The following is a 20,204-nucleotide window of genomic DNA, read 5'->3' as shown; positions in this document are numbered from 1 at the left end:
TACGGCATCTGGCGTGGTGCGATCACGCGCCGCCGGAGGCGCGCTTCCACAGCACATCGACCAGCGGCGGCAACTTGCCGGCCAGGCCAAGCACCGATCCGCGCAACAAGATCAGGTGCATCTCGTCATTGGAAAACACCGTGTTGATCGCATCGAAGCCGTAGGCGGCAACGGTGTTCTCGCTACGCCGGATGCGCGCCCAGCGCTGCAGGCGATGCGGCGCAGCCCACTCCGCACGCTTGGCGATCGCCTCGCGCACGACCTGGCGCAGCGCGGCCACATCGCGCAGGCCGAGGTTGACGCCCTGCCCGGCCAGCGGATGCACCACGTGCGCCGCATCGCCCAAGGTCAGCACGCGGCCGCTCACATACTGCTGCACCAACTGCCGCTGCAGCGGGAAGGCGGTGCGCGCCGACACCACGCGCACCTCGCCCAGGCGCGCGGCGAAGGCCTGGGTCAACTCGCGCGAGAAATCCGCATCGTCCAGCGAAAGCACACGCTCGGCGTCGGCATCCGGCAAGGTCCAGACGATCGAACTGCGCCCATCGGCGAACGGCAGGAACGCCAGCGGCCCGGTCGTCAAGAAGCGCTGCCAGGCGGTGGCCTGATGCGGCTGTTCGGTTTCCACGAAGGCAACTACGCCGCGTTGCGCGTAGGCATGCCGCGAAACCGGCAGCCCGGCGAGTTCACGCAGGGTAGAGGCCGCGCCGTCAGCGGCAATGGCCATTGCCGCTTCCAGCCGGCTGCCATCGTCCAAGCGCAGGCGCACGCTATTGGCGTCCTGCTCCAGTTCGACCACGCGTGCCGGGCAATGCACCTCAATGCCGGCGGCATGCACGGCTGCCCACAAGCGGTCGACCAGCACCTCGTTTTCAATGATCCATCCGAGTTGCTCGCGCCCCAGCGTGTCGGCGTCGAAGCCCAGCTCGCCACCACCAGCGGCGTCCCAGACCCGCATGCGCCGGTACGGTTGCACGCGCGCGGTGCGCACCGCGTTCCATACGCCCAGGCTGTCGAGCAACGCAGCGTTATCGGCGGCGAAGGCATAGACGCGCAAATCGGGGCGATCTGCGCGCCAGCGCGCGGGTTCGCGCCCTTCGACCAGGGCAACACTCAAGCCGGCATCGGTCAGCGCCAGCGCGCAGGCGGCGCCGACCACCCCACCGCCAACAATCACAGCATCACGCGTACTGCGTCGGCTCATGCGACGCCCCGGCAGAGCTGCGGCACATAGCCACGGAAGCCCATCGCGCCGCCGACCAGCATCGATTGCAGCGGCGCCGCCTGTGAAGCCGCGAACAAACCGAGGCTGCGCAACGGTCGCAGCAAGGGTGCCGGGTTGCCGGTGAGCCGGGCCAGACCGCTGGAGAACCCGATGGTGTGCTCGCGGTCCACGCGTCGCCGCGCCACATAGTCGGCCAGCAACGCGCCGGAACCGGCATCGCTGCGATCGTGTTCAATCAATTCGGCCAGCGTCAGCGCATCGCGCAGGCCGAGGTTGAAGCCTTGCGCGCCGATCGGATGCAACGTCTGCGCGGCATTGCCCAGCAGCACCACGCGCTCGGCGATGAGGTTGTTGGCCAGCACCTGCACCAGCGGGTAGGCACTGCGTTCGCCGGTGGCGATGAAACGCCCGGCGCGCCAGCCGGCGGCACGCTGCAGGCGGGCCAGCCAACCGGCATCATCGAGCGCGGCCACGGCTTCGGCCTCGGCGCGGGCCACGCAATGGATCCCACCGTAATGGCGGTCGCCACGGGGCAACAGGGCGGTTGGTCCATGTTCGCCAAACCGCTCCCAGGCCGTGCCATCGGGCGGTCGCGACGCACGTATGCGCGCCACGAACAGGGTTTGCAGGAAGTCGTGCGCGTCGGTGTCGATATGCAGCAGCTCGCGCACCGCGCTATTGCTGCCATCGGCCCCGACCACCAGTTTGGCGTGCACACGCTGCTCGCCAGACTCGGTGGCCAGGCGCACCGCGCGCAGGCCGTCCTGCACCGGTTCCACGCCGATGCATCGCGCAGGGCGATAGCGGTGCAGATGGGTCAATTCGTCCAGACGCGCCTGCAAGGCATCGCCGAAGTCGCGCGCCACAACTACCTGGCCGAAGGCGGTGCGGCCGTAATCGGCAGCGTCCAGTAGCACGCGGCCGAAGTCGCCGGCACGGCTGACATGGACGCGCCGGATCGGGCCGGGCGGGCTGCGCAGCTTGGCCATCACCCCGAGCACGCCGAGTGCATTCACGGTTGCCGCAGCAAAACTGAGGTTGCGTTGGTCGAACACCGTCGGCGGGGAGCCGGCCGGGGTGGCCTCCACCAGCCCGACATCCAGGCCGAGGCGGTCCAGCGCAATCGCAAGGCTGGAGCCGACCAGGCCGCCGCCAACGATCAGAACGTCATGGGGATGTGTCATTCCCACATGATAAGCCTTCGCCTCCTGCGCGTTGCCGCCGCAAGCAGGGACATCTTGCCGCGCCCGCTGTCGGCTGCGCCTTGCGCTGCTCACCGCATATCGCAGCGATCCATGCACTCCTTGCAAGCTCTAGAGCGTCTGACAAACCGTGGCGAGCAGCCGTCGGGGGCCCTGGATTGGCACGCGGGAACCGCACTGTTACGAATGATAGATGCCGATTCAGAGCGCCGGCCGCGCGGTCTTAGAACTGCGCAATCCTTTTGGTAGCTGCTGTTACCCAAGCCGCGGGCAACGCTGCTTCCACGCTACGCTTCCAGACCTGTGATCCGGCCTCTTTCCGTATGACTCCTCGCTCGCACGACACCCTGATTTTGAGTCTGCTCGCCGTGGTGATGGCGGCAACGCGGATCAATCACTTCGTGCCGGTCCCGGATGCGTCCTGGGCGGTGTTCTTCATCGGCGGATTTCATCTGGGCGCGCGCACCAAGCTGGCGTTTCCGCTACTGATGCTGCTGGCCGTAGCAGTGGACTGGCTGGTGATCACCCGGCAAGGCATGAGCTTCTGGCAGCACTACTGCGTGTCGCCGGCGTATTGGTGCCTGATCCCGGCGTACTTCGCACTGTGGGCTGGCGGCGTGTGGCTGCGCCGGCGCTATCACGGCGCGCAGTGGAGCACGCTGGCCCGGCTGGTGCCCGCACTGCTGATCGCAGTAGCGCTGTGCCAGCTGATCGCCCAGGGCAGCTTCTACTGGATCAGCGCCAGCGTGGCCGAACCGACCGTGGCCGGCTGGTTCAAGAACTACACCGACTGGCTGGGCCCGTACCTGCGCAGCGCCGCGCTCTACGTGACTGCCGCTGCGGTGATCCAGGTGGCTGCCGAGCGCCTGGCCGCACCGCATTGCCAGCTCCGCGCCGGCTAAGCCATGGGCAACCGACTCTCACGTATCTATACGCGGACCGGCGACGACGGCAGCACCGGCCTGGGCGACGGCAGCCGGACCGGCAAGGATGCATTGCGGGTCAATGCCTACGGCACCGTGGACGAGGCCAATTCGGCCATCGGCGTACTGCTGGCCGCTCCCGGCGTGCCGGAGCCGATCGCCGCACTGCTGACCACCGTGCAGCACCAGTTGTTCGACCTGGGCGGCGAGTTGTGCATCCCTGGACATGCGGCCATTGATGCTTCGGACATCGAGGCGCTGGAGCGCCAGTTGGATGCTTTCAATGACACCCTGCCCGCACTGAAGGAATTCATCCTGCCGGCCGGTGGCGAAGCCGCCGCGCGCTGCCATCTGGCTCGCACCATCGTGCGCCGGGCCGAGCGCGAGACCGTTGCGCTCTCGCGCCAGGAAGCGGTGCGCAGCGAGGCGATCGGTTACCTCAACCGCCTTTCGGACCTGCTGTTCGTACTGGCGCGTGTGCTGGCGCGTGCCGATGGTCAGCAGGAAGTCATGTGGCGGCACGACCGCCGACGCGGTTGAGCATGTGCCCGAGTCGGCGCAGAGGCGCTAAAGTTGCCCCATGTTGGTCTTTACCCACCCCGCCTGCCTCGGTCACGACGCCGGCCCTGAGCACCCGGAAAGCCCCGCCCGCCTGGAAGCGGTGGTCGGCGCCCTGCGCGCCGCATTCCCGGATCTGCACTGGCGTGAAGCGCCGCTGGCCAAGCTGGGCGACCTGTGCCGCGTGCACGAGCGCGAGCAGGTGGATTCGGTGCTGGAAACCGCCTTCGATGGCTATCGCCAGCTGGACGTGGACACGCGCATGGTGCCGGCCTCGCGCGCAGCCGCCTTGCGCGCCGCAGGTGCCGGCATCGCCGCGGTGGATGCGGTGATGCAGGACCAGACCCGTACCGCCTTCTGCGCAGTGCGCCCGCCCGGTCACCACGCCACCGCGCAGGTATCGATGGGATTCTGCCTCTTCAACAACATCGCGGTGGCCGCCGCCCATGCGCGCGACCTGCATGGGCTGGAGCGCATCACCATCGTGGATTTCGACGTCCATCACGGTAACGGCACCCAGGCAATCTTCGAGCGCGACCCCGCCGTGCAGTACCTGAGCACCCATCAGTCCGGGCTGTATCCGCATTCGGGCAGCGTATACGAGCGCGGCGTCGGCAATATCCACAACCTGCTGCTGCCCCCGGGCAGCGACGGGCTGCGCTTCCGCAATGTCTGGGAAGACGAAATGCTGCCGCTGGTCGATGCCTTCCGCCCGCAGCTGATCCTCATCTCCGCCGGCTTCGATGCGCATTTGCGCGATCCGCTGGCCGACCTGATGCTCGACGACGACGATTTCGCCTGGCTCACCGGGGCACTGCGCACTCTGGCCGACCGCCATGCGCGCGGCCGCGTGGTGTCGATGCTGGAAGGCGGCTACGACCTGCAGGCGCTGCGCGAAAGTAGCGTGGCGCACGTGGCAGCGCTGCGCTGAATCCCTGCTGGGGCGCCCGTCGCGCCACCGATTGCGATGAACCTCGCCCCCCCGACGCCGGCACTCTTCATTGCCCCTATGCGGGCTATGCGGCAAGCTAGTCGCCATTTTATTGGTTGAACCCCCCGCGTGCGCCGAGCTCTCCGCCTGCTGCCCCTGCCTTTGAGCATCGCCATCTGCCTCCCGGCCATGGCTGCCGACAAGCCGTTGAACTGGGGATTGTGCCCGGCTGTAGACCCGCTACCCGGCTTCGACGGCGCCCCCGCGGCGGACCCCAAGGCGGCCGAAATGCGTCAACAGTTGCCGACCGACATCGAAGGCGACCAGCTCTCCGGCACCAGCACCACTCCGCAATACCAGGGCAACGTGGCGCTCAAGCGCGGCGACCAGTTCCTGGGTGCGGACAACCTGCGCATGGACACCGAAACCGGCAATTACATTGCCGAAGGCAACGTCCGTTACCAGGACACCTCCTTCCGCATGGTTGCCGACCGCGCCGAAGGCAATCAGGACACCGACACCCACAAGGTCACCAACATCCAGTACCAGTTGGTGGAGCGCCGTGGCAATGGCGACGCCGAATCGGTGGACCTGCAGGGCCAGGTCGGGCAGATGCACCGTTCGACGTACACCACCTGCGACCCCTCGCAGCCGATCTGGCGCGTTCGCGCGCCGGAGATCGACGTCGACAACGAAGAGGGCTTCGGCACCGCGCGTAACGCGGTATTGCAGATCGGCAAGGTGCCGGTGCTGTATTTCCCGTGGTTCAAGTTCCCGATCGACGACCGCCGCCAGACCGGCCTGCTGTTTCCACAGTTCGGTTTGTCCGGCCGCAACGGCTTCGATTACCTACAGCCGATCTATCTGAACCTGGCGCCGAACTACGACGCCACGTTGTTGCCACGCTACATGAGCAAGCGTGGTTTCATGTTCGGCACCGAATTCCGTTACTTGTACGACGGCGGGCGCGGCGAAATTACCGGCAATTACCTGCCCAATGACAAGTTGCGCGACAAGGACCGTGGCAGCGTTTTCTACAGCGGCTACCACAACGTCAACACCTACTGGCAGGCGCGCAGCAGCATCTCCTGGGTTAGCGACACCCGCTACGTTGAAGACTTCACCAGCCGGATCAACGGCATGGGCTCGGCTTCCAGCCTGCAAAGCACCGTGGGCATCTACGGCACCGGCGAGACCTGGACCGCAGGCCTGATGGCCGACCGTTGGCAGCTCACCGACTACACGCTCGACGAGCAGGCCCTGCCCTATAACCGGCAGCCGCGCGCCTATTTCACCTGGGAAAAGCCGCTGGGCATTTTCGAGGCAGGTTTGTACGCGGAGGCGGTGCACTTCACCCACGACGATTCGTACCAGGTGAATTTCATTCAGAACGCCGACAACAATAATAGAAACGGCGACGAGTACGTCCGTACCAACATCCGCAACAAGCAATACGGAAGCGGCTCGCGCCTGGACGTCAAACCGTATATTTCGATGCCGCTGTCTGGTGCAGCTTGGTTTGTGACACCGACTGTGGCATGGCGCTATACCGCGTACCAGCTGGATTCCACGCTGGCCAACACCGCGCCGTTGACCGGTGATCGTTCGCCCACGCGCAGCCTGCCGATCGCCTCGCTGGACGCCGGCTTGTATTTCGATCGCGAAACCTCGCTGTTCGGCACCAACTATCTCAATACGTTGGAGCCGCGCATGTACTACCTGTACGTGCCGTACCGCGACCAGGACGATCTGCCGGTGTTCGACACCCGCCCGTTCACCTTCAGCTACGGGCAACTGTTCCGCGACACCCGCTACACCGGCGCCGATCGCCAGAACGATGCCAACCAGCTGACCCTGGCGGTGACCTCGCGCTGGCTGCGCCAGGACGATGGCCGCGAAAAGCTCTCGCTCAGTGCGGGCCAAATCCTGTACTTCAGCGATTCGCTGGTCACCATCAACAACAGCAACAACTCGGCAGCCGGCAGCGAGCAGACCGTCGACCAGGGCAAGTCCGCCTGGGTGGCTGACGCCAACTACATGGTCAACGACCGCTGGTCGATGGGCGCCACCTACCAGTGGAACCCGAACTCGCGCAAGGAAGATCTGGCCAGCCTGCGCACGCGCTACCTGCTGAACAACGACGGCATCATCAACCTGGCGTATCGCTATCGTCGCAACCTCATCGACAACAGCGACCAGCTCAAGCAGGCCGACTTCTCCTTCCTGTACCCGATCAGCCCCAGCTGGAGCGCGGTCGGTCGTTACTACTACTCGTTACTGGACCGCAAGCCGCTGGAAATCATTGGTGGCGTGCAGTGGGACAGTTGCTGCCTGGCGGTACGCGGGCTGGTGCGCCGGTTTGTGCGTAACCGCGATGGCGAGATGGACAACTCCATCCAGTTAGAGTTCGTGCTGAAGGGCTTGAGCTCGTTCGGGCAGAACACGGACCGCACTTTGCGCCGTGCTATTCTCGGCTATTACCGCGACGACCTGTACCTGGTCCCGCCCAGCAACACCACGACTAATCCGGACGATTACGATCCGAACTTGATTCCATGACCAAGCCTTTCTCTGTTGTTCTTGCCTCGCTGCTGGCTATTACCAGCACGGTTTCGCCGTTTGCCTCGGCACAGCAATCCCAGCCGCTGGATCGCATTGCTGCCATTGTCGACGAAGACGTTGTGCTGCAGAGCGAGCTTGATCGCGCGGTGCGCAACGTCAAGTCGCAGTACGCCGGTCGCGAAAACCAGCTGCCGCCAGACGATGTCCTGCAACGTCAGGTGCTTGAGCGCCTAGTACTGGTCAAGTTGCAGGTTGGCCGTGCCGATGGCAGCGGCATCCGCGTCAGCGACGAGGAGCTCAATCGCGCAATCGCCAGCATCGCCCAGCAGAATGGCACGACCGTGGATGGCTTGCGCCAGAAGCTGGCCGCCGACGGCATGGGCTACGCGGATTTCCGCGCTTCGGTGCGCGACGAAATCATCGTGCAGCGCCTGCGCCAGAGCTTTGCGCAGAGCCGTATCAGCGTGAGCGAAGGCGAAGTGGATACCGCGTTGGCCCAACAGGCCGCCACCGGTAGCCAGTACCACCTGGCACACATCCTGATCGGCTTGCCGGAAGGCGCGACCGCCGAGCAGATCGCCACGGGCCAGAAGAAGGTCGATGGTGTCAAAGCCTTGATCGACAAGGGCGAGCTGGACTTCCCGGCGGCTGCGGTGCGTTATTCGGACAGCCCGAATGCGCTGGAAGGCGGCGATCTGGGCTGGCGCAGCCTGGATGAAATTCCCAATGCATTCGCCCAACTGATTCGCGACATGAAGCCAGGCCAGGTGGCCGGACCGCTGCGCGGCCCGAGCGGCTTCCAGTTGCTCAAGCTGGTGGAAATGCGCGACGCCAATGCCGGCGGCGAAAAGAAGATGGTCACCGAGTACAACGCACGCCACATCCTGGTGCGGGTCGGCGACAACCAGACCGAGGCGCAGGCCAAGGCCAAGATCGATACGATCCGTGCGCGCATCGTCGGCGGCGCCGATTTCCAGGCAACGGCCAAAGAATCCTCCGAGGACACCAATAGCCGCGGCCAGGGTGGCGATCTGGGCTGGTTCCCGGCAGACGCATTCGGCCCGGACTTTGGCAAGCAGGTCGAAGGCTTGGCAGATGGCGCGGTATCTGAGCCGTTCCGTACTCAGGCGGGCTGGCACATCGTGCAGCGCGTTGGCAGCCGCCAGACCGACGTCAGTGCAGAAAACCAGCGTGCGCAGGTCCGTGAAACGATCGGTCGCCGCAAGCTGGAAGAAGAGTACAACCGCTATCTGCAGGAGCTGCGTGGCGAAGCGTATGTGAGCTACCGCACCGGCGACCGCGCCGATGACAATGCCACTGCCGCTCCGGCCAAGTCGTCAGATCCTGCAGCGCCCACGCCGCCGCCGGCAAAGCCGACGCGCTGAGGCCGGGCGCGGCAGATAGCATGATGGTCCCGTCGCTCGCGCTGGTACCAGGCGAGCCGGCCGGAATCGGGCCGGAGCTCTGCGTCCGGCTCGCCCAGCGGCCGCGCTCGGATGCGCATCTGATTGCCTACGCCGATCCAGATACCCTGCACAGCGCCGCAAAGGCGCTGTTATTGTCTATACGCCTGCTCGATCCCGACCAACCGGCGCGGGCGCCTGGCGACCTGCCACTGCATCCCGTTCGCCAAGCCGTGGCGACACGGCTTGGCACCCCAAACCCGGCCAACGCGGCGGCAGTGATTGCCGGCCTGCGCGGGGCTGCGGGCGACTGCCTCGCCGGCCGCCTGCACGGCATCGTGACCGGCCCGGTGCACAAGGCAGTGATCAACGCGGGCGGCATTCCCTACACCGGCACCACCGAACTACTGGCCGAACAAGCCGGCTGCCCGGTGGTGATGATGCTGGCCAACAGCATCGTGCGCGTCGCACTGGTCACGACCCATCTGCCACTGCGTGCCGTCGCCGATGCAATCACCTCCGAAGCCCTGTCGCAGTGCCTGCGCATCACCCATGCAGCGATGCAGCGTGACTTCGGTCTGGAGCATCCGCGTATCGCCGTGCTCGGCCTCAACCCGCATGCCGGCGAAGACGGCCATCTGGGCCGCGAGGAGCTGGATATCGTGATTCCGGTACTCGAGCAGCTGCGCGGCGACGGCATGCAGTTGATCGGCCCGCTACCGGCCGACACCGCGTTTTTGCCGCAAAAGCTCAGCGGGTGCGATGCAGTGGTGGCGATGTATCACGATCAGGGTCTGCCGGTGCTCAAGTACAGTGGCTTCGAGCAGGCAGTGAACATCACCCTAGGCCTGCCCTACCCGCGCGTGGCGGTGGATCATGGCACCGCACTGGAACTGGCCGGCCGCGGAATCGCAGACCCCTCCAGCCTGATGGCGGCCACCGAGCTGTGCGCGCGATTGGCTGCACGCCGCTAGGCCAGGTCCGTTTGGCATGCCTGCTGCGGGCACGCTGCATCGTGCATGCCGCCTGTCCGCCAGCCCTGGAGCGACTAACAAAGCGACTGCACGGCCGCCAGTTGGGCGCGGCCGGTGCTCAGCGCGGCATGTAGCACGCCTACGTTGCGGTTCTGAGCGCGCCGGCCTTACCCGCCTGACGACTGCTCGCTACGTTCTGGTAGCCGCTCTTAGTCCGCGCAAACACGCCGCGTGCAGGCGCCGCCTCCGTTAAACTGCGCAGATGAATTCTTCTTTCAGCGCACCGGCCAAGAAGTCGCTTGGCCAGCACTTTCTTGCCGACCGGTATTACATCGACCGCATCGTGCAGGCGGTGGACCCGCGCGCCGGCCAGCATCTGGTCGAGATCGGGCCGGGCCAGGGCGCCATCACCTTTCCGCTGCTGCGCAAGCATGGCGCATTGACCGTCATCGAATTCGATCGCGACCTGATCGCACCGTTGACCGAAGCCGCCGCACCAATCGGTGCATTGAGCATCATCCACCGCGATGTGCTCAGCGTGGATTTCACCGCGTTGGCCGACGGCACGCCGATCCGCCTGGTCGGCAACCTGCCCTACAACATCTCCTCGCCGATCCTGTTCCATGCGCTGGACCATGCCGCCGCCGTGGCCGACATGCATTTCATGCTGCAAAAGGAAGTCGTTGACCGCATGGCCGCCGGTCCCGGCAGCAAGGTGTATGGGCGGCTGAGCGTGATGCTGCAGGCGTATTGCGAGGTGACTGCGTTGTTTGTGGTGCCGCCAGGTGCATTCCGGCCGCCGCCGAAAGTGGATTCGGCAGTGGTGCGGCTGGTGCCACGCGACCCGGCCACGGTGCAGATCAACGACCGTCGCCGCTTCGCCGATGTGGTGCGCGCCGGGTTCGGGCAGCGTCGCAAAACCTTGCGCAACGCCTTGTCCACCGTCTGCGAGCCGGCCCACTTTGAAGCGGCACAGGTGCGCCCGGACGCACGCGCCGAACAACTCGAGGTCGCCGATTTCATCCGGCTGGCCAATGTCGAGCTGGCTTGAGCGCCGCTCCCACACTGTTTTATTTAGACTTTCGCCATGCACGATGATCCGCGCTACCGGGTCGAGGTCGAGGTATCGCCCCGCTTCCTCGCCCATCAATCCACCCCGGACGAGGGCCGCTATGCCTTCGCCTACAGCATCCGCATCCAGAATGCGGGCGCGGTGCCTGCGCGGCTGATCGCGCGCCATTGGCAGATCACCGATGGCAATGGACGCACTCAGCAGGTGGATGGCGAAGGCGTGGTCGGCGAACAGCCCTGGCTGCGCCCGGGCGAAGCCTTCCATTACACCTCCGGCGTGCTGCTGGAGACCGAGCAGGGACAGATGCAAGGCCACTACGACATGGTGGCCGACGATGGCACCGAATTTATCGCCCCGATCGCCGCCTTTGTGCTGAGCGTACCCAGGACGCTGCACTGATGGATGCTGGACTGAGGGAGCGCGCGCAATGAGCGTCTGGGCAATCGGCGACCTGCAAGGGTGCTACGACATCACCCAGCGTTTGCTGGAAAAAATCAATTTCGACCCCGCGCAGGACACGCTGTGGTTCTGCGGCGACCTGGTCAACCGCGGCGGGCAATCGCTGGAGACGCTGCGCCTGTTGCATTCGTTGCGCGCACATAGCGTGGTGGTGCTGGGCAATCACGATCTGTCGCTGCTGGCGATCGGCGCGCGTTCGGAAGAAGAGCAGCGCAAGGTCAACCCGGATCTGCTGCGCATCGTGCTTGCCGAGGATCGCGACGCACTGCTCGATTGGCTACGCATGCAGAAGCTGGCGCACGTAGACCGCGAACTGGGCTGGATGATGATCCATGCCGGGCTGGCGCCGAAGTGGACCACGCAACTTGCCGAGAAATACGCACGCGAGGTCGAACAGCAACTGCAGGGCGGCGGCTATCGCAAGCTGCTGCGCAATATGTACGGCGATCAGCCGGGCTGGTCACCGGGCCTCAGCGGTTACGACCGCAGCCGCGCGATCATCAATCTGTTCACGCGCATGCGCTATTGCACCCCGCGTGGGCGCATCGCCACCGACGACAAAGGCACGCCGGGAACACAGGCCCAGGGCCTGTATCCGTGGTTCGAGGTGCCGGGGCGGGTCGAGCGCGATCTGAAGATCGTCTGCGGGCATTGGTCTGCGCTGGGCCTGACGATCACTCAGGGTGTGCATGCGATCGATACCGGTGCGGTCTGGGGCGGCAAGCTCACTGCCTTGCAGCTGGATACCGAGCAATTGCGCGTGGTGCAGGTACACGGACGTGAAGTGACCGGGCCGGCACCGGTCGCACGCGCACCGCGGCGTCCACGTGAGCGCCAGGGGCGTCAGCGTTCGCGCGGTAACCGGGGCGGAAATGCCCCGAACGCTGCGACGGCCCCCAAGGCGCCAGTCGATACGCCGCAGGAATAATTGCGCGGCGCGCCCGTCGTCATCGCAATGACGACGGGCATTCGACAATGCGCGGCTCAGCGGCGCGCGTAATCCACGAATGAAAACGCATAGGCGTGCCGGTCATCGGCAGCATGCAACTCACGCTTCACAGGCGACCACACCGCCGGATCGATCGGCGGAAAATGGGTGTCGGCATCGTCTACTGCCGTGTCCACTTCGGTCACAGCCAGCAGATCGGCACATTCCATGGTTAGGCGATACACCTCCCCGCCACCGATCACGCAGAGCTCCTGCGCGCCGTCTTGCACGGCACGTTCGATTGCCTGCTCCACCGATGCCACCGCCTGCATGCCGTCGAACGGCACCTGCCCCGAACGCGTCAGCACCAGATTCAACCGCCCCGGCAGTGCACGCCCGAGAGACTGCGCAGTCTTGCGCCCCATCAGAATCGGCTTGCCCAGCGTCAGCGCTTTGAAGCGCTTGAGATCATCGGGCAGCTTCCACGGCAGATCGTTATCGCGGCCGATGGCATTGTTGCGGTCGAAGGCGACGATCAAAATGATTTTCATACGTCAGCATACAGCGCGCACTAATCGCATCATGCGAGCACTGCTCAGACCGCCACCGGCGCCTTGATCGCCGGATGCGGGTCATAACCTTCGATGGCGATGTCTTCGAAGCGGAACGCGAACAGGTCAGTGACGTCAGGATTCAGGCGCAAGGTCGGCAGCGCGCGCGGTGTGCGCGTCAGCTGTTCACGCGCTTGATCGACGTGATTCGAATACAGGTGCGCATCACCCAGCGTGTGCACGAAATCGCCGACGCCCAGTCCGGTGGCCTGCGCCACCATGTGCGTCAGTAGCGCATAGCTGGCGATATTGAATGGCACGCCCAGAAAGATGTCGCCGCTGCGCTGATAGAGCTGGCAACTGAGCTTGCCGTTCACCACGTAGAACTGGAACAGGCTGTGGCACGGCATCAGCGCCATCTGCGGCAGTTCGCCGACATTCCAGGCGCTGACCACCAGCCGGCGCGAATCCGGATTGCGCTTGATCTCGTCCACCAGCCACTGCATCTGGTCGATTTCGACACCGTCCGGGCCGGTCCAGCGTCGCCACTGCTTGCCGTAGACAGGGCCGAGGTCACCGTTGTCGTCGGCCCACTCGTCCCAGATGCGCACCTGGTTGTTGCTGAGATAGCCGATATTGGTGTCGCCCTGCAGGAACCACAGCAACTCGTGGATGATCGAGCGCAGGTGTAGCTTCTTGGTGGTCACCAACGGGAAGCCGGCATTGAGATCGAAGCGCATCTGCCAGCCGAACACGCTGCGCGTGCCGGTACCGGTGCGGTCGGACTTCTCCGCACCGTGTTCCAACACGTGCTGCAACAGATCCAGATACGGCTTCACTTGGCAGCCTCCACACCAGCGGGCGTCGGCAGCACCGGCTGCAACACCGGGGCGCGGCGCGACATCGCCAGCAACACCAGGCCAACGGCAATCAACGGAAGGCTCAGAATCTGGCCCATCGTCAGCCAGTTGAAGGCCAGATAGCCGATCGGTGCATCGGGCACGCGCACGAATTCAACGATGAAGCGGAACACGCCGTACAGCAGCGCGAACACACCGGAGACCGCATAACGTGCGCGCGGCTTCATCGAGAACGTCCACAACACCACGAACATCACCACCCCTTCCAGCGCAGCTTCATAGAGCTGCGAGGGGTGGCGTGCGAACTGGTTCAACGCGCCAGCGGCGTACTGCGCCTGGATCTGCGCCGGCAACTGGTCCGCCAGTTCCGGCGCATGCGGGAAAATCACGCCCCAGCCGGCCTGGGTGAACTTGCCCCACAACTCGCCGCCGACGAAATTGCCGAGCCTCCCGAAGCCAAGACCCAGCGGCACCAGCGGTGCAACAAAATCCATGACATCGAAGAAGTGCAGCCGGTGCTTGCGCGCCCACAGCCAGCAGGCGATCAGCACACCGAGCAGGCCGCCGTGAAAGCTCATGCCGCCTTCCCACACCTTGAACAGGATCAGCGGGTTGGCCAGGAAGGTGTCGAACGCATAAAACAGCATGTAGCCGATGCGCCCGCCCAGCACCACGCCGAGCATGCCGTAGAACAGCAGGTCGGAAAATCCGTCCATGTCCACGCCGGGTAGGCGGCCGCGCAGGATGCGCGAGCGGCCCAGCGCCCAGGCGGAGAAAAACGCCGCCAAATACATCAAGCCATACCAGTGCACCTGCACCGGGCCGAGCGAGAAGGCGATGGGGTCGATGGCGTGCAGATAGATCATGCGGACCGCGGATCACGAAAAGCGAGGCCGCTATTCTGACACCTTGCGCGTCTGACAGCTTGCGCACGCTCAGCCTAGGAGTTGCGGGCGGTCAGGTAGCTCGTCTTCATGCCGCGTACCGTCGGCGGCCGGGAAATGCTCGGCCAATAGCTCGGTCACCGCCTCGATACCGGCCAGGACCGCCGCTTCGTGCTGGCCTTCGCGCAGGAATTGCTGCATGCGTCGGCACACCTCTACCCAGCGCTCTTCCGGCACCCGACTGCGCAAGCCGCGGTCAGCCACCACCTCGATGGCGTGGTCGGCCAGCAGCAGGTAAATCAGTACCCCGTTGTTGGCCTCGGTGTCCCAGGTGCCCAACTGCGCGAAGGCCTGCTCGGCGCGCTGACGGGCGCTATGACCATGCCACAACGCCTCCAGCGGCAGATCGGCCTCGACTGCGACCATGATCTGGCCGGTGTGCGAGCGCTCGCTGGCCGTCACCGCCGCAGCGATGGCGTCCATGCACGCGGCTGGAAAACGACGCTGCGCCGAGGGCGCGAAAATATGCCTGAGCCACCGCATTACCAGCTCCCCGAGGCGCCACCGCCTCCTGATGACCCGCCGCCACCGCCCCAGCCACCACCGCCGCCGAAACCGCCACGGCCACCGCCGCCAAATCCACCGAAGCCGCCACCCCAGCCTCCGCCACCGACGAAGCGACCCGGCGAGCCAGAGGCAAGGCCGGCCAGCAAGCCGATCACCGCCGCGCCCGCGCTGGCGAACAGCAACGAGGTAAACAGCAATGCCGCGCCGCCCGCGGCAACGCCCGTCAGCAAGGCGCGCAGCGGGCGAGGTAACGCGCCCAGGATGCCGCGCGCAACCATGGCCACCACGAAGCCGATGAACAGCGCCATGATCCAGCCGCCGCCGCCCGCACCGTTACCGCCATCGGCATGTCCACTGACTGGCGGCGGCAAGGCCTCACCCTCGATCAGGCCGGCCAACGTTGCGGTTGCAGCACTGATGCCGCCGGCGTAGTCGCCCTCACGGAAGCGCGGCGCCAGATACTCCTGGATGATGCGGTTGGCGGTGATGTCGGGGATGGCGCCTTCCAGGCCGTAACCAGGCTGGATGCGCACGCGGCGGTCGTCCTTGGCCACCAGCAGCAGCACGCCGTCGTCAACGCCCTTGCGGCCGATCTTCCACTGGTCGAACACGCGCTGGGTGTATTGCTCGATCGCTTCCGGCTGCGTGGTCGGCACGATCAGGATCTGCAATTGCGCGCCCTTGCGTTGTTGCAAGGCAAGCGCCTGTTGTTCAAGTTGCTGGATCTGCCCCGCATCCAGCGTGCCGGTGACATCGACGACCGGCGAGTGCAGCGATGGGATGGCAGCCAAGTCCTGCGCCAGCAGTGACGCCGGCAGCAGCAGCAACGCCATCATCCACACAACTTTCAAATACGTTCGCCACATTGCCAACTCCTAGCTGATGCGCGCTGATCGTCGATCAGCGCTGGGTTTTGCTATTCCTTCTCCCTGCTGGGGCATTGGTCTCCTTCATGGGGAGAAGGCGCCCTGCGGAAGCGGATAAGGAAATGCAGAGCTACGTGCAGTCGGGACGACTACGAGGCTTCGCGGCGTAACCTCACCCCAACCCCTCTCCCGATGAGAGAGGGACTAGTTATCCGCTCCGGCACGTTTCGCATTCACACGCGCTGGGTTGATGTGTTCCACCGATTTTTACTGATGCGCTGTTTGGCAGTGGCATTGCCTTGGCGCGTGCTGTGCGCTGTTCGACATCGCGCGTACCGCACTTGCTACCGACTACTGCACTTCACTCAACCCACGGCACATCATTCGATGACCTTGCCTCACCCGAGGACCATGCAATACGCGACGACTGCACGGGCACCGCAAACGCACAACAGCTGATTACTGGGCAGGCTGCGGCGCAGGCAGTTGCTGCGGCGCCTGCTGATTACCGAAATCCACCTGTGGAGCGCGCGAGATCTGCGCTTCGTTTTCCACGCTGAAATTCGGCTTGGACTGATACCCAAACATCTTCGCCGTAATCACCTGCGGGAACGACCGGATATACGTGTTGTAGTCCTGCACGGTCTGGATATAGCGGCCGCGCGCCACGGTGATGCGGTTTTCGGTGCCTTCCAGCTGCACCTGCAGATCGCGGAACGACTGGTCCGACTTGAGCTGCGGATAGTTTTCGCTGACCACCAATAACCGCGACAGCGCACTACCCAACTCACCTTGCGCCTGCTGGAATTGCTTCAGCGACGCTTCGTCATCGGCATTGACCTGGATCTGGCCCACGCGCGCACGCGCATTGGTCACTTCGGTCAGCACCTGGCGTTCCTGCTGGGCATAGCCCTGCACGGTGCGCACCAGATTGGGAATCAGATCGGCGCGGCGTTGATACTGATTAAGCACCTCCGACCAACCTGCCTTGACGCCTTCTTCCTTCTGCTGGATCGCGTTATAGCCGCAACCGGACAGCGAAGCGGTCAGGATCAGCAACACCAGGGCGCGAATCAGGACAGGCATGCAGGCGATTCCGTTGAAAGAGAGCCGAGCATGCCATGGGCCAAGTCAAGCCCGCATGCACATGGCCCTGCCCAGCGGGCCAGCCGCAGCGCTGCCTCAGAACAGCCGCGGCAGCAGGATCAATCCCCAGCACAGCAGCACATTGATCAGCAGCACGAACACCGCGGCCGAGCCCATGTCCTTGGCGCGCCCGGCAAGTACATGATGCTCCGGACCGTAGCGTTCGATCACCGCCTCGATCGCAGAATTCAGCAACTCGGCAGCCAACACGATCAACAGCGGTGCGATCAGTGCAATACGTTCGAGTCCCGACTGCCCGAGCCACAGACCGAGCGGTACCAGCACCACCGCCAGACAGACTTCCAGCCGGAACGAGGATTCGTGCAGCCACGCCGCGCGCAATCCCTGCCACGACCAGACTGCCGCCTTGAGCATACGGCGCGGGCCGCGCGGGACGTGCCCCAATTGATCGGCCATACGTCAGCGCTTCCTGCCGCAGGGGCGGTGATGGGAACAACTCGAACGCATGGCAGGGTCGCTGCTGGGGAAAGTGCGAATCTTGCACCGTGCCGCTGCGCCCCGCCAGTTACCGGCCGGTTTGCCCTCAGCTTCCAGCATGTCGCACCATGGCAGCCCGCTTCATTGTTGAAGATGCCTGCATGACCCTCTATCGCCTGCGCACGGTGCTGTGCGCCCTCGCCCTGATGTCCGGCCATGTGTCCGCCGACGCATTGCACGCCGCTCCCGCCGTGCCGACGCAGGTCTCAAACGCCGCTTGGGAAGAAGACATGCAACGCTTCGCCGAAAGCGACGCGCGTCAGCCGCCTCCCAAACACGGCATTGTCTTCGTCGGCAGCTCGTCGATCCGGTTCTGGGAAACGCTGGCGCAGGATTTCCCGGGCAAGCCGGTCATCAACCGCGGTTTCGGCGGCTCGGAAGTGCGCGACAGCACGTGGTACGCAGACCGCATCGTGATTCCATATGCACCGCGCCAGGTGGTGCTGTATGCCGGCGACAACGACCTCAACAGCGGCCGCACACCCGAGCAGGTGCGCGATGACGTGCTGGCATTCGTGGCGCGCGTCCGCCGCGATCTGCCCAAGGCACGCATCAGCTACCTGTCGATCAAGCCCAGCCCGTCACGCGCTCAGCTGCTGCCGAAGGTCATCACTGCCAACCGGCTGATCAAGGAAGCGCTCGCGCCGCTGCCGCGCGTGGATTACGTGGATGTTTACACGCCGATGCTCGATACCGGCGGCCAACCGCGCGCAGAACTGTTCCGCGCAGACAGGCTGCACATGACGGCCGATGGGTACGCGATCTTGCGCAAGGTCGTGGCACCGGTATTGGAAGAACGCTAAACGCAATGCAATCGATCCGGCGCCCGTCGCCGGATCGGCCGGTGCGCAGGCGATGCGCAGGCTGGCGTTTCATCTGCAGCGTGCATGTCGGCGTGACGGCGAAGCTTCTAAGTCGCTCACGCACGCCGCTGACTTAGGTCTCTGCTTCTGCGCACGCAGCAACCATCGCATCGCTGTGCGCGAGATACGGCTGCAGATGCTCGACCATCTTTAACATCGCTGAGAGCCGTTACAAGAACGTCAGCGTCGGGCGCGCTGCACTGATCACACCGACGCCCGCACTTTGCCGCAGATATGCCGGATTACCTTGGCAGTGGTGGGCCGTATCTGCACGCTCTCTCGGTGGCCGGCGAGTGTTAATCGAGACGGCTGCCAAGCTGCTCAATTGGGCCGTCGACGCGGTGATCGAATCCCGTCGGCAGCAGCCGTGCGTACGCTTCTCTGGTATCTGCAGCCTCGTCACTTAGCCGGCAGCACCACGCAATCAGCCAGCGCCATGCCTACCGATCGCTACCTCAGGCCACCACCACCGCCACCGAGGTCCCGACGCTAGGTTCGCTGCGCAGTTCGATACGCCAGCCGAAGCGGTCGCAGAGTCGGCGCACGATCGACAGACCCAGGCCGGTGCCTTGCGGGCGGGTGGGGTCGGCACGGAAGAACGGTTCGAACGCGCGGGCGCGCGCTTCCTCGCTCATGCCGATGCCGGTATCGCGCACCACGATGCGGTCGTGCGTCACCTCGACATCGATGCTGCCGGTATCGGTGTAAGCGCAGGCGTTACGTAACAGATTGCTGAGTACCACCCGCATCACCCTGGGCGGTGCGAACATCTGCAGACTGCGGTCACCGACCATGCGCAACGACACCGGCTTGTCGCCGAGCAAATCACGCGCGCTCTCGACTTCTTCTCTGGCCAGTTCGGCGACATCGAAGTTTTCGCTTTGCGGATCGATCTCAGCCTCGCGTGCCAGGATCAGGAACGCATCGATCACCGCTTCCATATCGTGGCCGGCGCGCTGGATGCGACGCAGGCTGCGCTGCGTGCGCGTCGATAATTCGTCGTCGGCCAATGCCATGTCACTGGCCACGCGGATCACCGTCAGTGGCGTACGCAATTCATGGCTGGCATCGCGGGTGAAATTGCGTTCGCGCGCCACATGCTCGCTGACGCGTAGCCCTAACGCATGCAAGGCGGCAGCAAGCTGGCGCGTTTCGCCCTGCAATTCGGCAGGCAAACGCTCTGGAGCCAATTCCTCCACATCCGGGTTACGTGGGTCCCACTGCGACACACGCCGCGCCAGCCAACTGATCGGCGAGACCAGACGTTTGGAGACACGGTAGGTAAACCAGGACACGCCATAGATTACCAGCAACACCACGATTGCTGGCACCACGCCGAACCACAGCGTCAGATGTGCCGCACGCGAGCGCGGGAATACCAGATACAGCCGCCCCTCCGGGCGTTGATCGACATACACCAGCGCATCGGCGGCAGCCACTTCACTGAAACCGGGCGGCAGATGACGCAACGCTGCTGGCGCCCGCTCGGCAGCAGTGCCGGCGGGCGAAAAATACCCTTGGATGTTGCGCGTATTCGGCGGCCGATTGTCAGGCACGCTCTTTTGCATCTGCCAAAAATGCACAGCTTCGTCGGCGAGCACGGTGCGCACCAGGCTGTATTTAATGACGAACGACACCAAATACCCGGCCAGCACGAGGGCTAGGCTCGCCAACGCGACCTGCAGCAGGAAGGCGAGACGTATTTTTCGCGGGAGCCCGTGTGGCATTGCTG

Annotated in this window: 20 protein-coding genes, 1 other RNA gene and 1 pseudogene; 12 read left to right on the top strand and 10 right to left on the bottom strand. The window is 64.7% G+C overall.

Annotation, left to right across the window (positions count from 1 at the left end; genetic code table 11):
* Nucleotides 1-22: 22 nt before the first annotated feature.
* The gene (locus KWO_RS04665) at nt 23-1,204 is read right to left on the bottom strand and encodes a UbiH/UbiF family hydroxylase (RefSeq protein ID WP_010381613.1); all 1,182 of its coding nucleotides are present in this window, start codon (nt 1,202-1,204) and stop codon (nt 23-25) included.
* Complete coding sequence (gene ubiH / locus KWO_RS04660) at nt 1,201-2,409, bottom strand: 2-octaprenyl-6-methoxyphenyl hydroxylase (protein WP_010381616.1); 1,209 nt, start codon at nt 2,407-2,409, stop codon at nt 1,201-1,203. Before ubiH ends, KWO_RS04665 begins: the two co-directional genes overlap by 4 nt.
* Before the next feature lie 341 nt (nt 2,410-2,750).
* Between ubiH and KWO_RS04650 the strand changes: the two genes are divergently transcribed.
* The 10 genes from KWO_RS04650 (at nt 2,751) to KWO_RS04605 (ending at nt 12,237) form a co-directional block, all read left to right on the top strand.
* Entirely contained in the window at nt 2,751-3,329 is a 579-nt protein-coding gene (locus KWO_RS04650; protein ID WP_010381619.1) for a hypothetical protein, read from the top strand.
* 3 nt (nt 3,330-3,332) lie between these two features.
* Nucleotides 3,333-3,890, top strand: coding sequence for a cob(I)yrinic acid a,c-diamide adenosyltransferase (locus KWO_RS04645; protein WP_010367459.1), 558 nt, complete (start codon nt 3,333-3,335; stop codon nt 3,888-3,890).
* Nucleotides 3,891-3,930: 40 nt separating this feature from the next.
* On the top strand, nt 3,931-4,839 hold the full coding sequence (locus KWO_RS04640) for a histone deacetylase family protein (RefSeq protein WP_010381622.1): 909 nt from the start codon (nt 3,931-3,933) through the stop codon (nt 4,837-4,839).
* Nucleotides 4,840-4,968: 129 nt separating this feature from the next.
* On the top strand, nt 4,969-7,398 hold the full coding sequence (gene lptD / locus KWO_RS04635; protein ID WP_010381625.1) for an LPS-assembly protein LptD: 2,430 nt from the start codon (nt 4,969-4,971) through the stop codon (nt 7,396-7,398).
* Nucleotides 7,395-8,786 (top strand): peptidylprolyl isomerase, encoded by a 1,392-nt coding sequence (locus KWO_RS04630; RefSeq protein ID WP_010381630.1) that lies wholly within the window; start codon nt 7,395-7,397, stop codon nt 8,784-8,786. The genes lptD and KWO_RS04630 overlap by 4 nt, the downstream gene beginning before the upstream one ends.
* 20 nt (nt 8,787-8,806) lie before the next feature.
* Entirely contained in the window at nt 8,807-9,778 is a 972-nt protein-coding gene (pdxA, locus tag KWO_RS04625; RefSeq protein ID WP_010367467.1) for a 4-hydroxythreonine-4-phosphate dehydrogenase PdxA, read from the top strand.
* Between the two features lie 128 nt (nt 9,779-9,906).
* Nucleotides 9,907-9,983: non-coding RNA, sX9 sRNA (locus KWO_RS04620), on the top strand.
* 57 nt (nt 9,984-10,040) lie between these two features.
* Nucleotides 10,041-10,829 carry a 16S rRNA (adenine(1518)-N(6)/adenine(1519)-N(6))-dimethyltransferase RsmA gene (gene rsmA, locus KWO_RS04615; protein ID WP_010367469.1) on the top strand — a complete coding sequence of 263 codons (789 nt, stop codon included), beginning with the start codon at nt 10,041-10,043 and terminating at the stop codon, nt 10,827-10,829.
* 36 nt (nt 10,830-10,865) lie between these two features.
* On the top strand, nt 10,866-11,249 hold the full coding sequence (apaG, locus tag KWO_RS04610) for a Co2+/Mg2+ efflux protein ApaG (protein ID WP_010367470.1): 384 nt from the start codon (nt 10,866-10,868) through the stop codon (nt 11,247-11,249).
* A gap of 28 nt (nt 11,250-11,277) precedes the next feature.
* Nucleotides 11,278-12,237: a symmetrical bis(5'-nucleosyl)-tetraphosphatase gene (locus tag KWO_RS04605; RefSeq protein ID WP_010381639.1), complete on the top strand. Its 960-nt coding sequence runs from the start codon at nt 11,278-11,280 to the stop codon at nt 12,235-12,237.
* A gap of 56 nt (nt 12,238-12,293) precedes the next feature.
* Here KWO_RS04605 and KWO_RS04600 read toward each other — a convergent pair whose 3' ends face one another.
* The 7 genes from KWO_RS04600 to KWO_RS04570 form a co-directional block, all read right to left on the bottom strand.
* Entirely contained in the window at nt 12,294-12,788 is a 495-nt protein-coding gene (locus KWO_RS04600) for a dihydrofolate reductase (RefSeq protein ID WP_010381642.1), read from the bottom strand.
* A gap of 44 nt (nt 12,789-12,832) precedes the next feature.
* Complete coding sequence (locus tag KWO_RS04595; protein WP_010367473.1) at nt 12,833-13,627, bottom strand: thymidylate synthase; 795 nt, start codon at nt 13,625-13,627, stop codon at nt 12,833-12,835.
* Complete coding sequence (lgt, locus tag KWO_RS04590; protein ID WP_010367474.1) at nt 13,624-14,514, bottom strand: prolipoprotein diacylglyceryl transferase; 891 nt, start codon at nt 14,512-14,514, stop codon at nt 13,624-13,626. The genes KWO_RS04595 and lgt overlap by 4 nt, the downstream gene beginning before the upstream one ends.
* A 69-nt stretch (nt 14,515-14,583) precedes the next feature.
* Entirely contained in the window at nt 14,584-15,075 is a 492-nt protein-coding gene (locus tag KWO_RS04585; protein WP_017112754.1) for a TPM domain-containing protein, read from the bottom strand.
* On the bottom strand, nt 15,075-15,965 hold the full coding sequence (locus tag KWO_RS04580; RefSeq protein ID WP_017114597.1) for a TPM domain-containing protein: 891 nt from the start codon (nt 15,963-15,965) through the stop codon (nt 15,075-15,077). Before KWO_RS04580 ends, KWO_RS04585 begins: the two co-directional genes overlap by 1 nt.
* A gap of 459 nt (nt 15,966-16,424) precedes the next feature.
* Complete coding sequence (locus tag KWO_RS04575) at nt 16,425-17,051, bottom strand: LemA family protein (protein WP_010381647.1); 627 nt, start codon at nt 17,049-17,051, stop codon at nt 16,425-16,427.
* 96 nt (nt 17,052-17,147) lie between these two features.
* Nucleotides 17,148-17,528 (bottom strand): diacylglycerol kinase, encoded by a 381-nt coding sequence (locus tag KWO_RS04570; RefSeq protein WP_010367484.1) that lies wholly within the window; start codon nt 17,526-17,528, stop codon nt 17,148-17,150.
* Nucleotides 17,529-17,710: 182 nt separating this feature from the next.
* On the opposite strand from KWO_RS04570, the gene KWO_RS04565 reads away from it, so the two are divergent.
* Both KWO_RS04565 and KWO_RS04560 read left to right on the top strand, forming a co-directional pair.
* On the top strand, nt 17,711-18,412 hold the full coding sequence (locus KWO_RS04565; RefSeq protein WP_010381651.1) for an SGNH/GDSL hydrolase family protein: 702 nt from the start codon (nt 17,711-17,713) through the stop codon (nt 18,410-18,412).
* Between the two features lie 270 nt (nt 18,413-18,682).
* Nucleotides 18,683-18,766: pseudogene (locus KWO_RS04560) on the top strand (type II secretion system protein J); the annotation flags it as partial.
* A 161-nt stretch (nt 18,767-18,927) separates the two neighbouring features.
* Here the strand turns inward: KWO_RS04560 and KWO_RS04555 are convergent.
* Nucleotides 18,928-20,199 (bottom strand): sensor histidine kinase, encoded by a 1,272-nt coding sequence (locus KWO_RS04555; RefSeq protein WP_010367488.1) that lies wholly within the window; start codon nt 20,197-20,199, stop codon nt 18,928-18,930.
* Between the last annotated feature and the right edge of the window lie 5 nt (nt 20,200-20,204).

This window comes from Xanthomonas vasicola pv. musacearum NCPPB 4379 (genome assembly GCF_000277895.2).
In the GTDB taxonomy this organism is placed as follows: domain Bacteria; phylum Pseudomonadota; class Gammaproteobacteria; order Xanthomonadales; family Xanthomonadaceae; genus Xanthomonas; species Xanthomonas vasicola.
The sequence above is the reverse complement of the archived record's forward strand: the minus strand, read 5'-3'. Positions and strand labels throughout refer to the sequence as shown.

Bases quoted from the DNA above. Each gene is read 5' to 3' on its own strand.
- KWO_RS04565 (WP_010381651.1), top strand. From the start codon at position 17,711: ATGACCCTCTATCGCCTGCGCACGGTGCTGTGCGCCCTCGCCCTGATG.
- KWO_RS04575 (WP_010381647.1), bottom strand. From the start codon at position 17,051: ATGCCTGTCCTGATTCGCGCCCTGGTGTTGCTGATCCTGACCGCTTCG.
- ubiH (WP_010381616.1), bottom strand. From the start codon at position 2,409: ATGACACATCCCCATGACGTTCTGATCGTTGGCGGCGGCCTGGTCGGC.
- KWO_RS04600 (WP_010381642.1), bottom strand. From the start codon at position 12,788: ATGAAAATCATTTTGATCGTCGCCTTCGACCGCAACAATGCCATCGGC.
- KWO_RS04580 (WP_017114597.1), bottom strand. From the start codon at position 15,965: ATGTGGCGAACGTATTTGAAAGTTGTGTGGATGATGGCGTTGCTGCTG.
- KWO_RS04585 (WP_017112754.1), bottom strand. From the start codon at position 15,075: ATGCGGTGGCTCAGGCATATTTTCGCGCCCTCGGCGCAGCGTCGTTTT.
- KWO_RS04665 (WP_010381613.1), bottom strand. From the start codon at position 1,204: ATGAGCCGACGCAGTACGCGTGATGCTGTGATTGTTGGCGGTGGGGTG.
- KWO_RS04605 (WP_010381639.1), top strand. From the start codon at position 11,278: ATGAGCGTCTGGGCAATCGGCGACCTGCAAGGGTGCTACGACATCACC.
- KWO_RS04640 (WP_010381622.1), top strand. From the start codon at position 3,931: ATGTTGGTCTTTACCCACCCCGCCTGCCTCGGTCACGACGCCGGCCCT.
- KWO_RS04570 (WP_010367484.1), bottom strand. From the start codon at position 17,528: ATGGCCGATCAATTGGGGCACGTCCCGCGCGGCCCGCGCCGTATGCTC.
- KWO_RS04650 (WP_010381619.1), top strand. From the start codon at position 2,751: ATGACTCCTCGCTCGCACGACACCCTGATTTTGAGTCTGCTCGCCGTG.
- KWO_RS04630 (WP_010381630.1), top strand. From the start codon at position 7,395: ATGACCAAGCCTTTCTCTGTTGTTCTTGCCTCGCTGCTGGCTATTACC.
- pdxA (WP_010367467.1), top strand. From the start codon at position 8,807: ATGATGGTCCCGTCGCTCGCGCTGGTACCAGGCGAGCCGGCCGGAATC.
- rsmA (WP_010367469.1), top strand. From the start codon at position 10,041: ATGAATTCTTCTTTCAGCGCACCGGCCAAGAAGTCGCTTGGCCAGCAC.
- lgt (WP_010367474.1), bottom strand. From the start codon at position 14,514: ATGATCTATCTGCACGCCATCGACCCCATCGCCTTCTCGCTCGGCCCG.
- apaG (WP_010367470.1), top strand. From the start codon at position 10,866: ATGCACGATGATCCGCGCTACCGGGTCGAGGTCGAGGTATCGCCCCGC.
- KWO_RS04555 (WP_010367488.1), bottom strand. From the start codon at position 20,199: ATGCCACACGGGCTCCCGCGAAAAATACGTCTCGCCTTCCTGCTGCAG.
- KWO_RS04645 (WP_010367459.1), top strand. From the start codon at position 3,333: ATGGGCAACCGACTCTCACGTATCTATACGCGGACCGGCGACGACGGC.